This window comes from Mesorhizobium sp. WSM4806, assembly GCF_055811635.1.
The window spans coordinates 550,401-560,576 of the sequence record NZ_JBVVQZ010000002.1 but is presented as its reverse complement, the minus strand read 5'-3'; the positions used below and the strand labels follow the sequence as shown (position 1 = coordinate 560,576).

The 10,176-nt window shown below is 63.6% G+C and carries 12 protein-coding genes and 1 pseudogene; 5 read left to right on the top strand and 8 right to left on the bottom strand.

Translation table 11 applies throughout. The features are described from left to right. Positions 1 to 319: 319 nt before the first annotated feature. From AC0L2M_RS05490 to AC0L2M_RS05480, 3 genes and pseudogenes are all read right to left on the bottom strand, one after another. Positions 320 to 589, bottom strand: coding sequence for a sigma-70 family RNA polymerase sigma factor (locus tag AC0L2M_RS05490; RefSeq protein ID WP_353843274.1), 270 nt, complete (start codon positions 587 to 589; stop codon positions 320 to 322). 53 nt (positions 590 to 642) lie between these two features. Then, positions 643 to 744, bottom strand: a pseudogene (locus AC0L2M_RS05485) (sigma factor); the annotation flags it as partial. Positions 745 to 1,053: 309 nt separating this feature from the next. Then, complete coding sequence (locus tag AC0L2M_RS05480) at positions 1,054 to 2,901, bottom strand: aminopeptidase P family protein (RefSeq protein WP_473534266.1); 1,848 nt, start codon at positions 2,899 to 2,901, stop codon at positions 1,054 to 1,056. Between the two features lie 449 nt (positions 2,902 to 3,350). Here AC0L2M_RS05480 and AC0L2M_RS05475 point away from each other — a divergent pair, with 449 nt between their 5' ends. After that, complete coding sequence (locus AC0L2M_RS05475) at positions 3,351 to 3,680, top strand: hypothetical protein (protein ID WP_353682784.1); 330 nt, start codon at positions 3,351 to 3,353, stop codon at positions 3,678 to 3,680. Positions 3,681 to 3,715: 35 nt separating this feature from the next. Here AC0L2M_RS05475 and AC0L2M_RS05470 read toward each other — a convergent pair whose 3' ends face one another. After that, positions 3,716 to 4,588 carry a 50S ribosomal protein L11 methyltransferase gene (locus AC0L2M_RS05470; protein WP_287237255.1) on the bottom strand — a complete coding sequence of 291 codons (873 nt, stop codon included), beginning with the start codon at positions 4,586 to 4,588 and terminating at the stop codon, positions 3,716 to 3,718. 86 nt (positions 4,589 to 4,674) lie between these two features. Continuing rightward, entirely contained in the window at positions 4,675 to 5,250 is a 576-nt protein-coding gene (locus AC0L2M_RS05465) for an SCO family protein (protein ID WP_091594485.1), read from the bottom strand. Between the two features lie 204 nt (positions 5,251 to 5,454). On the opposite strand from AC0L2M_RS05465, the gene AC0L2M_RS05460 reads away from it, so the two are divergent. From AC0L2M_RS05460 to AC0L2M_RS05450, 3 genes are all read left to right on the top strand, one after another. Beyond that, positions 5,455 to 5,973: a CreA family protein gene (locus AC0L2M_RS05460; protein ID WP_287071432.1), complete on the top strand. Its 519-nt coding sequence runs from the start codon at positions 5,455 to 5,457 to the stop codon at positions 5,971 to 5,973. A gap of 70 nt (positions 5,974 to 6,043) precedes the next feature. After that, positions 6,044 to 6,685: an LbetaH domain-containing protein gene (locus tag AC0L2M_RS05455; protein ID WP_236386109.1), complete on the top strand. Its 642-nt coding sequence runs from the start codon at positions 6,044 to 6,046 to the stop codon at positions 6,683 to 6,685. Between the two features lie 77 nt (positions 6,686 to 6,762). Then, positions 6,763 to 7,173 (top strand): low affinity iron permease family protein, encoded by a 411-nt coding sequence (locus AC0L2M_RS05450; protein ID WP_473534280.1) that lies wholly within the window; start codon positions 6,763 to 6,765, stop codon positions 7,171 to 7,173. Positions 7,174 to 7,176: 3 nt separating this feature from the next. Here the strand turns inward: AC0L2M_RS05450 and AC0L2M_RS05445 are convergent, their stop codons facing one another. Beyond that, positions 7,177 to 8,043 (bottom strand): SDR family NAD(P)-dependent oxidoreductase, encoded by an 867-nt coding sequence (locus AC0L2M_RS05445; RefSeq protein ID WP_473534265.1) that lies wholly within the window; start codon positions 8,041 to 8,043, stop codon positions 7,177 to 7,179. A gap of 132 nt (positions 8,044 to 8,175) precedes the next feature. Here AC0L2M_RS05445 and AC0L2M_RS05440 point away from each other — a divergent pair, with 132 nt between their 5' ends. Continuing rightward, positions 8,176 to 8,457 (top strand): hypothetical protein, encoded by a 282-nt coding sequence (locus AC0L2M_RS05440; RefSeq protein ID WP_128167136.1) that lies wholly within the window; start codon positions 8,176 to 8,178, stop codon positions 8,455 to 8,457. 7 nt (positions 8,458 to 8,464) lie between these two features. Here the strand turns inward: AC0L2M_RS05440 and AC0L2M_RS05435 are convergent, their stop codons facing one another. Both AC0L2M_RS05435 and AC0L2M_RS05430 read right to left on the bottom strand, forming a co-directional pair. Beyond that, a complete protein-coding gene (locus AC0L2M_RS05435; RefSeq protein WP_287173475.1) occupies positions 8,465 to 9,040 on the bottom strand; it encodes a TMEM175 family protein in 576 nt (191 codons plus the stop codon). A 68-nt stretch (positions 9,041 to 9,108) separates the two neighbouring features. Continuing rightward, complete coding sequence (locus AC0L2M_RS05430; RefSeq protein WP_128167132.1) at positions 9,109 to 10,134, bottom strand: LacI family DNA-binding transcriptional regulator; 1,026 nt, start codon at positions 10,132 to 10,134, stop codon at positions 9,109 to 9,111. Positions 10,135 to 10,176: the final 42 nt, after the last annotated feature.

The following is a 10,176-nucleotide window of genomic DNA, read 5'->3' as shown; positions in this document are numbered from 1 at the left end:
CCCCCCCCCCCCCCCCCCCCCCCCCCCCCCCCCCCCCCCCCGCCCCCCCCCCCCCACCCCCCCCCCCCCCCCCCCGCGGGGGGGGCGCCCCCCCCCCCCCCCCGGCGCTGTGGCGATGATCCTTCGCGCGAGCGCGTCGTCCGGAGCTGCGACGCGATGCGCGACAGCAGATCGTCGAGCTCCACCGCCGGTGCAAGCGCGGCTTCGGCTTGAGCCGGATTGGCGGCGATGAAGTCCAGCGCTGCCGTGCGCTCGTTTTCAGGCCAGCGCTGCGGCGACCCGCCATAGGCGGCAACGAGCTCGGAAAACCTCTCTGGAGTCATGTCATTTCGTCCCTGTCTCGTCCGAGCCTGGAGCGCAGCTGCCGCCGCGCCCGCGACAACAGGCTTTCCAATGCCTCGATGCTGATGCCCATGACCTCTGCCGCATCGCCGTTCGAAAGCTCCTGATAATACTGCAGCACGATCGCCTCGCGCTGGCGCTCCGGCAGCTCGGCCAGCGCGCGCCGCACCTGGTGCTGATCGTCGGCCGCGAGCATATCCGCTTCCACGCCCGGGCGTTCGTCGGGGCGATCGGGAAGTTCCGCCACCGGCGTCTCCCGCCGCCTGCGCAGAGATTGAGTGCGACGCGATGCAGCCAGGTGTCGAACTTCGCCTCGCCGGCGCGCCAGCCCGGAGCCGCCCGCCAGATGCGCAAGAACGTCTCCTGCGCGACATCCTCGGCCTCGCCGCGGTCGCCCAGCATTCGCGTGGCGAGACGGATCAGCCGCGGCAGCTTGCGCTCGACCATGGCTTCCACCGCGGCCGCATTGTTCTGAGCGATCAGCGCCAGCAGCCGCTCGTCGGTTTCGCCCACGCTCTGCCTTCTCGTTCCACCACGCCAGACCTTGTGCCGACACGACCGTCACCCTGCACCCGCCATGTGTCTTCAACGAGTTTCGCTGCGAAATCCGTCGGCGACCCTTGGAGGTTAGAAGGCAGCGATAAGGCCGCAGGCCATTGCCGCGGACCGGCATCCTGGGTCCCTAGCTGAGCCACCAGTCTTTCCGAGAAATCAAATCTTCTGGTCGTGCGGCAGCGGTGCGGTTGCCTTCTCCAGCCAGGCCAGCGTCTCGCCGTCGAGCATCGGTCCGATCTCGGCCAGCACGCGGGCGTGGTATGTGTCGAGCCAATGCAGCTCGTCGCGCGTCAACAGGTCGGATCGCACCAGCCTGGTGTCGATCGGCGCCAGCGTCAGCGTCTCGAAGTCATGCACGGCGATGTCGCCGCCCTCTATCGGCTCGGCCGGCCTCACCAGTATGAGATTCTCGACGCGAATGCCGTAAGAACCCTCCTTGTAGTAGCCCGGCTCGTTGGAGACGATCATGCCTGCCAGCAGCTTTTCGGTGCCGGTCCTGGCGATGCGCTGCGGGCCCTCGTGCACGGCCAGATAGGAGCCGACGCCATGGCCCGTGCCATGGGCGAAATCGCAACCGTGTTTCCACAGGGCAAGGCGCGCCACGGCGTCGATCTCGGAGCCGCGCGTGCCCGGGGGAAAGCGCAGCATGGAAATGCCGATCATGCCCTTCAGCACCAGCGTGAAGCGTTCGCGCATTTCCTCGGTCGGTGTGCCGATCGGTACGGTGCGGGTGATGTCGGTGGTGCCGTCCTGATACTGCCCGCCCGAATCGAGCAGGAACAGTTCGCCAGACTGAAGCTTTCGGCTGGTGGCGCGGGAAACGCGGTAGTGCATGATGGCGCCGTTCGGGCCGGCGCCGGCGATGGTGTCGAAGGACACGTCGCGCAGCGGCATCTGTGTTTCCTCGCCGGTGCTGCGGCGGCACTCCTCGAGCTTGGTGACCACCGCGATCTCGTCGAGCTTGCCCGGTTCCTGGCGGTCGAGCCAGCAAAGCAGCTTGGCGACCGCGGCGCCATCGCGGCGGTGCGCGGCGCGGGCGCCGTTGATCTCGGCCTGGTTTTTCGTCGCGCGCGGAATGCGGGCAGGGTCTGGCGCAGTGATGACGGTGCCGCCATTGTCCTCGACCAGCATCCTGAGCTTCTCCGCCGCCAGCACCGGATCCAGCGCGATCTTCGCGCCGCCCTTGGCCAGGGCTGCGATAACAGCTTCGAATTCACCGGGTTCGTGCAATTCGGCGAGCTGCGTCAGATAGGCCGCGACGGTGCGTGAAAACTTACGCTGGTCCATGAAAAGCAGGTGCGATCGATCGGCGGCGAGCACGGCGAAGCCGAGCGCCAGCGGCGTGTGCGGCACATCGCCGCCGCGGATGTCGAAGGCCCAGGCGATGGAGGACGGGTCGGTCAGCACGGCATGGGTGGCGCCATCCTTGCCGATCGACTCGGCCAGCCGCGCCAGCTTGTCCTTGGCCAATTCGCCTGCAAAGCCGATAGGATGAAGCTCGGCCGGCGCCAGCGGCGGTTCGGGCTGGTTCTCCCAAATGGCGTCGATCGGATTCCTCTCGAGCGGCACCAATGTCGCTCCCGATTTTTCGGCCGACGCTTTCAGCGCTTTCACGTCGCCGATCGTCTGCAGCCACGGGTCGAAGCCAAGCCGCACGCCCTTGCCGAGATTGTCCTTGATCCAGGTGGCGGGCGGATTGTCGACCAGGCTTTCGATCGAAAAGATGTCGAGATCGACCTCGTGGCGCACCTGCAGCGTGTAGCGGCCGTCGACGAACATGATGGCACGGTCGCCGAGCACCATGGCGACGCCGGCCGAGCCGCTGAAGCCGGTCAGCCATTTCAGCCGCGCCGAGCGGTCGGCGACATATTCGCCCTGATGCTCGTCGGCACGCGGCACGATGAAGCCGTCCAGCCCGTTGGCCGCCAGCCATTGACGCAGCAACGCCACACGTGGCTTGCCGACGGCGGGGTCGCCTGCGGAATCAAAGGTCTGGAACATCATGGCCTCTCCTCGGATGCTGGATGTGAGCGGCGGACTTTCAAGTCGAACCGTGCCGCCGCTCACATCTAGCCTTTTGTTTGAGCATCGGGTTTTCCCAAACCGGTTTCCACTTTTGGGCCCGATGCTTTGGCGCGACCGTAGCGCATGACCCCGAAAATCGGAATCGACTTTTGCTACGCCAGGCGCCGGCCGAATTCGGTCCAGCAGGGCAATCGCTTCAGGTCTGCGCTGCCCCTCATCTGCCTGCCGGCATCTTCTCCCCGTATAGTGACGGGGAGAAGGGGCTGACCGCAACCTCGGCATCCTTTCCGCAACGCTGGAGATTGGCGAAATCGTTCGCGAAGGCGTTTTTCTCCCCGTCACTATACGGGGAGAAATGCCCGGCAGGGCAATGAGGGGCAGCGCCGACATCGACGGTGGTCATTCTACGTGAGCTGGGAGGCCCTCTTTTGCCTGCAGTGATTGCCCTGTTCGGTCCAGCATCGCTTTTGCGCATGGACGCCATGCAGAATCAGCGATTTAAAAAAAGGTCAGCAGAGCTTACCTTTTTGGCGTGGAGGAACGAGTCTTACTGCCCTGCAAAGGAGACCATCATGTCCACGATTTCAGCCAGACGCGGATTTTTCAGAAGCGCCGTGAACGCTCTGATCGAAGCGCGCCAGCGCGAAGCGAGCCGCTATGTGAGCGGGGTTCTGCTTGGCTTTGACGACGAAACGCTGAAAGCGAACGGCTACGATCGCGAAGAACTGAAGAAGGCGGCAAGGTCGCGCTATGTCTGAGCGAATTTGCGGCGTGCAATTGAAGGCGCTGCGCGTCACCGCTTGAGGTGGATCGTCACCCAGCCTTCGCGATGCAACGTCCTGACATGGCGGAACTGCTGGCCGACATAGGCGGAGATCACCGCGTCGCGCTGCCGGTCGAGGATGCCCGACAGCACGATCGAGCCGCCCAAACCGACATGCCTGGCCATTTCGGGCGCCAGCCGCATCAGCGGCCGCGCCAGTATATTGGCGACGATGAGGCCAAAAGGGCCGCGCGCGGCAAAAATCGGATGGTGGAAGCCCGGCGCCGTCACCGTCTCCACCAGCGCCTTGACGTGATTGAGCCGCGCGTTGGCGGCGGCGACTTTTGTGGCGACCGGATCGATGTCGGTCGCCAGCACCGGAATATGGGCGAGCTTGGCCAGCGCGATGGCCAGCACCGCGCTGCCGGTGCCGAGGTCGAGCGCGTTGCGCGGGCGTTCGCGCCGCACGACCTGTTCCAGCATTTCGAGGCAGCCGGCGGTGGTGCCGTGATGGCCGGTTCCAAAGGCGAGGCCCGCTTCGATCTCGATGGCGAGTTCGCCGCTGTGGCGCTTCCTGCGGTCATGCGCGCCGTGGACGAAGAAACGGCCGGCGCGCACCGGCTTCAGTCCCTCCAGCGAACGCGTCACCCAGTCGATATCAGGCACGGGCTCGCGCGCAATCGGCCTCGACAGGGCCAGCCCGGCAAGGATCTCCTTCAAGCGCGCCTCGACGGCATCGACATCGCCGTCGGCATAGAGTGACACTTCGTGGATGTCGCGGTCCTCGTCGACTTCGACCAAGCCAATCGGCAGGCCCTCATCTTCGAATGCCGCTTCGAACGCCGCGAAGATACGGTCGGCCTCGATCTTTCCAGTGCTGAAATAAAGCCGCGTTTGGGTCATCAAACGATTTTCTTCGTGAGCATGATCTTGTCCGAAAACCGGTTCCCACTTTTCGCTGGCGCGGACCGTCGGTTCGGGACCATGCACTAACCTGCCGCCAGCCGCTTGAGCTTGGCGATGGCGGCGTCCGGGCTTTCGCCATAGGCGATGGTGCCGGCGAAATCGCCCCTGGCGTTGAGCAGCAGCACCGAAGCAGTGTGGTCCATCGTGTAGTCGCCGTTGCCGGTATCGACCTTTTTCGAATAGATGCCGAAGGATTTGGCCATGGCGCGGACCTTGTCCGGGTCGCCGGTGATGCCGAGGATGCGATCGGAGAAGTTGCTGATATAGGCGTTCATGATTTCGGGCGTGTCGCGCTCCGGGTCGACCGTCACGAAATAGGCGCGCAGGTTCTTGCCATCGTCGCCCATCGTCTTCAGCCAGCCGGCCAGTTCGAACAGCGTGGTCGGGCAGACTTCCGGGCAGTGGGTGAAGCCGAAGAAGACGACGCTGGGCTGGCCGCGAAAGGCAGCCTCGCTGATCGGAGCGCCCTTCTGGTCGACCAGCGTGAACGGCGCGCCGAACGGCTCGCCGCCATAATGCCCACGGTACCACTCGAAGGTGAGCCAGCCGATGCCCGCCGCCATCAGGACGAGAATGCCGACCAGTATTGAACGCATCATCAATTGGCTGTCCGTCGCGATTTTCATTGGCGCCGTGTCGGCGCCTTTGGAGCTTGTTGGGCGAACACTCTTAGCGGTTTGATCTCGCTCGCGCAAAGATGTCGCGTTGCCGCAACCGGCTTTCTCTTAAAAAATGATCCGCTTGCAAAGTGCTGCCGCCCGTCCCACCTGAGGTCGGCAAAACTCGAACGGCAGGAGGCTTTCTTGCAAGGACTGATTGGGCAAGGACTGATTGGGCGAAAACTGATCGGCGGCGCTTTGGCCGCGTGCCTTGTCGTCGGTGCTGGTGCGGCTGTCGCCCAGGAGGTCGGCAAGGTCGGCGTCGACTGGCTCGGCAACGACATCATCGTCGAGGCGATTAAGGACCCGAAGGTCGAAGGCGTGACCTGCCATGTCTCTTATTTCGACCGTGGCGTGATCGACCGCCTGCAAAAGGGCAACTGGTTCGAGGACCCATCCGATTCCTCGATCGCCTGCCGCCAAACCGGGCCGATCACCATCGGCGACATCGACATGAGCGAGGCCGGCGAGGAGGTGTTCAAGCAAGGCATCAGCCTGATCTGGAAGAAACAGGTGGTGAACCGCATCTACGACAAGACCAACGAGACCCTGATCTATCTGTCGCATTCGCGCCAGGTGCAGGACGGTTCGGCGAAAATGTCGGTCACCACGGTGCCGCTCTATGGCCAGAACGTGGTGTGGACCAACGGCAAGCCGAAATAGGCTCTGGAAACAGGTGACGACGATTGGTCCCCGCTTGCGGGACCAATCGCTCGGGCGTAAAGCCGCCGGCATGGACCGTCCCGAAAATCTTGTCCTGAAAGACCCCGAGCCGCGCATTCATCCGACCGCGGAATTGAAGGCATGCAAGCTTGGGCGCTACGCCTCGATCGGCGAGCGGGTCATCCTGCGCGAAGTCATAGTCGGTGACTTCTCCTATTTCGAGCGCCATGCCGAGGCGATCTACACGACAACAGGCAAGTTCTGTTCGATCGCCGCCAACAGCCGTATCAACGCGCTCGAGCATCCGATTGAGCGGTTGACCCAGCACAAGGTCAGCTACCGGCCAAACGAGTATTTTCGCTGGCTGGGCGTCGACGCGGCGTTCCGCGAACGGCGGCGGGCGACGTCCGTCACCATCGGCCACGACGTCTGGATCGGCCATGGCGCGGTAATCATGCCTGATGTGACCATCGGCAATGGCGCGATCGTCGGCGCCAATGCGGTGGTGACGCGCGATGTACCTGCCTATGCGATCGTCGCCGGCGTTCCGGCCAAGCCGCTGCGCCAGCGTTTTGCCGAGAAAACCGCTGCGCGGATTGAAAGCCTCGGCTGGTGGGACTGGTCGGTCGAAAAACTCGCCAGGGCCATTCCCGACATGCAGGCGCTTTCCATCGAGGCCTTTCTCGACCGCTGGGAGCACGAAATCCCCTGATCCTTGCGGGTCTCTAAACGGCTACGTCGGTGAAAGGAGGGAACCCGGAGCGGATGCTGGTTGTTTCTCCTGCCATGATGGAGAAGCTTTTCACCAGGATCGCCACCTACGTTGCCCATCTTGCCGGTCTGCCGGCGACATTCGCCGTCTGTTTTCTGATCATCGTTGTCTGGGCGGCAAGCGGACCGATGTTCGGGTTTTCCGATACATGGCAGCTCATCATCAACACCGGCACGACGATCGTCACCTTCCTGATGGTGTTCCTCATCCAGAACACCCAGAACCGCGACTGCACGGCGATTCAAACGAAACTCGACGAGTTGATCCGGGTCGGCAAAGCTCACAATACCTTTATCGGCATCGAGCACCTGACCGAATCCGAGGTCGAGGAGATTCGCAAAAAATGTGAACAGGCGGCGAAACGGCATGATACGGCGGGCATGAAAGCCACTGCACAAAAGCGCGGCTCGAAGACGCATGCGGCGTGAGCGTCAGCTTTCCATGAACGCCGCGAAAGCGTCCTTGTGGTCCGGGTGCCAGCGCGACAGAGCAGGGCGATTTTCGATGATGTCGCCGATCGCCCAGGCCATGCGCTTTTCGTCCATAGGCCGCGTCGCCTCGTTGTCGGGGCACAGGATGTAGAAGTCGCCACGCACCAGCGCGGCCAGCATGAAGTCGATCACCTGCTCGCCGGTCCAGGCGCCGGCGGGCTTTTCGGTTGCACCCTCGGTCAGGCCGGTAAAAGTGAACCCCGGAATGAGCAGATGCGCAGCAATCTTTCCGCCGGGCTCGTTGCGCAGCGCATGCGCCAAGCCTTCGGTAAAGCTCTTCACGCCCGATTTGGAGACGTTGTAGGCAAGGTTGCCGGGCGGCGTGGTGATGCCTTGCTTGGAGCCGGTGTTGACGATCAGGCCCGGTTTTCCTGCAGCCAGCATGCGTGGCACGAAGGCCTCGACGCCATGGACGACGCCCCAGAAATTGATGTCCAGCAGCCGCTTCCAGGCGTCGCGGTTCTCCCAGGGTTTGCCGGGATTGTTGCCGACGCCGGCATTGTTCATCAACAGCGACACGCCGCCGAAGGCATCGAATGCCTTTTCGGCCAGCCGGTCGACTTCGTCGGCTTTCGAGACGTCGGTGGCGACCGCGATTACCGCGCTGTCGCCGGCAATCGTTGCAACGGCGCCGGCAGCCTCGTCGAGCCGCGCGCCGCCGATGTCGGCAAGCACGATTTTCAGGCCCATTGCCGCCAGCCGCCTGGCCGCGGCAAGGCCGATGCCGCTGGCGCCGCCGGTGATGACGGCAACGTTGCCGGAGCCAAGGGCAGGCAAAGCGCTCTGGATTTCGGCGTCGGTGGTCATCGATCGTGTCCTCGTTCAGGTTGCGCCGAACTTAACGCGGCGACAGGCTCGCGCAAGCCCGTTTGGGCGTCCTTGGGTTGACCACATCGGCAGGCGCTGCGCATGCTGTCCGCGTAAGAAGGAGATTACCGATTGACCGACTGGATCGAGATCCTGAAAGAACAGACCGCCACCGGCGACCAGATGAGCCGTGAGGTGCCGCAAATGCTTGCCAATCCCGACATCAGCGAAGCGCAAGTGAGAACGCTGTTTTCGGCGCTCGAAAAGCAGGCGGAGTTCGTCGAGAAGCTGCGCATGGCGCTGGAAAAATTCGGCCATGATTTTTCGGTGATCAAGGCGGCCGAGCGGCTGGAGGAGCGCTATGCCGACCTTGCGGCCTCGGTGGCGGAAAAGCTGAAGGCGATGCGGGGATAGGGCGGACCTATTTTTCGATCTGCCTTTCGAAACGCTTGTCCGGCACGAACCAGATCATGGCAACCAGCACATAGAGCGCGACGCTGATCCATTGATTGACTGACGTCAGTGGAATGGCGGCGATGTAGAGGACCACCGAGATCTTTTCCTTGCGATCGGTGCCTGCCGCTCTGGCGAAGGCAGTGTCGTTGCCATGCAGCCGGTGCAGGAGGACGACCAGAATGAAGTAGGCGGCCGCGCAAAGCGCCAGGACAACACCGTAAACGGCCACAGGCACCGGCGCGAAATGGTTTTCACCCATGAAGGCCGTGGTCACGGGCATCAGCGACAGCCAGAACAGCAGATGCAAATTCGCCCACAGCACGCGGCCATCGACCCGCTGCACGGTGTGGAACATGTTGTGCAGATTGTTCCAGTAGATGCCGACATAGATGAAGGACAGCACGTAGCTGAGAAAGGTGGGCCATAGCGGTGCCAGCGCGGAAAAATCCGCGCTATGCGGCACCTTCAATTCCAGCACCATGATGGTAATGATGATGGCCATGACGCCATCGGAAAATGCCTCGACCCGTCCCTTGCCCATGGATTCTCCCCTGCTGCGCCTGACTCATCCTAGGCGATCGACGTGGCTGGAGGGAAGGCTGGCCATCATCAATCGCTGTCGCGCGCGATCAGTTCCAGCGGCCAGACCTCACGGATGATCCGCGCGCCTTCGGGGCCGGCGAAGGCCGGGATCGACGCCAGCAACATTTCGGCAAGCCGCCGTCCCATCGGCTCCAGGCGAGGGCGGAAGGCGGTCAGTGCCGGTGAAAAATAGCGGCAGAGCGGCGTGTCGACGATGACGATCACCGCAATGTCGTGGCCCGGCTTGATGCCCATCTCGGCCAGCGCCTTGCAGCCGCCGAGTGCCATCGCGTCATTGTTGAAGATGATGGCGGTCGGCGGGTCCTTGGAGCGCATGACCTGCGGCGTCACCGCGTCGCCGCCGGCTTCATTGATGAAGCCTTTCGCGATCAGCCCGGGGTCGACCTCGATGCCGTGCCGCCGCAAGGCCTTGCGATAGCCGGCCAGGAACAGATAGCCGAAATTGAGGTTGAGGGACGGGCGAATGGCGGCGATGCGGCGATGGCCGCGCGCCACCAGGCGGTCGACCGCGTCGGCCCCGGCTTTTTCGAAATCGAGGTCGAGCGACGGATAGGTCTTGCCGCCGGAGCGGCTGCGGCCGAGCGTCGCGAACGGGAATCCGACCCTGGTCAGGTAATCGATGCGCTCGTCCTCGCGACGCGTATAGGCCAGCACCACGGCGTCGGCCCGGCGCGTCTCGACCACCCGGCGCAGGCGCTCCTGCTGGTAGTCGCCCGGCGCGCCCATCACCACGATCAGATCGAGCCCGCTTTCGGCGAGTTTCGCCTGCAGCCCGGTCAGGAATGGAATGAAGAACGGCTCGCCATATTGCTGGTCGCCCGGGTGCGGCTGCAGCATGAAGGCGATCGAGTGGGTGGCGCCGCGACGCAGGCTGCGGCCGGACTGGTTCGGCGAATAGTTCAGCTTTGCCGCCGCATCGAGCACGCGCTGGCGGGTGTCGGCATTGACGTCGGCACGGCCGTTGAGCGCGCGCGACACGGTGCCGATCGAAATGTTCAGGTGACGCGCAAGGTCGTGGATGCTGGACGCCAAAGGACAGTTCTCCCCCTTGCCTGGCTATCATCGGCCGCTCTT

What these genes read in the sequence shown, in the direction of transcription:
- AC0L2M_RS05480 (WP_473534266.1), bottom strand. Translation starts at nt 2,901, where the DNA reads ATGATGTTCCAGACCTTTGATTCCGCAGGCGACCCCGCCGTCGGCAAG.
- AC0L2M_RS05470 (WP_287237255.1), bottom strand. Translation starts at nt 4,588, where the DNA reads ATGACCCAAACGCGGCTTTATTTCAGCACTGGAAAGATCGAGGCCGAC.
- AC0L2M_RS05465 (WP_091594485.1), bottom strand. Translation starts at nt 5,250, where the DNA reads ATGATGCGTTCAATACTGGTCGGCATTCTCGTCCTGATGGCGGCGGGC.
- AC0L2M_RS05455 (WP_236386109.1), top strand. Translation starts at nt 6,044, where the DNA reads ATGGACCGTCCCGAAAATCTTGTCCTGAAAGACCCCGAGCCGCGCATT.
- AC0L2M_RS05450 (WP_473534280.1), top strand. Translation starts at nt 6,763, where the DNA reads ATGGAGAAGCTTTTCACCAGGATCGCCACCTACGTTGCCCATCTTGCC.
- AC0L2M_RS05445 (WP_473534265.1), bottom strand. Translation starts at nt 8,043, where the DNA reads ATGACCACCGACGCCGAAATCCAGAGCGCTTTGCCTGCCCTTGGCTCC.
- AC0L2M_RS05435 (WP_287173475.1), bottom strand. Translation starts at nt 9,040, where the DNA reads ATGGGCAAGGGACGGGTCGAGGCATTTTCCGATGGCGTCATGGCCATC.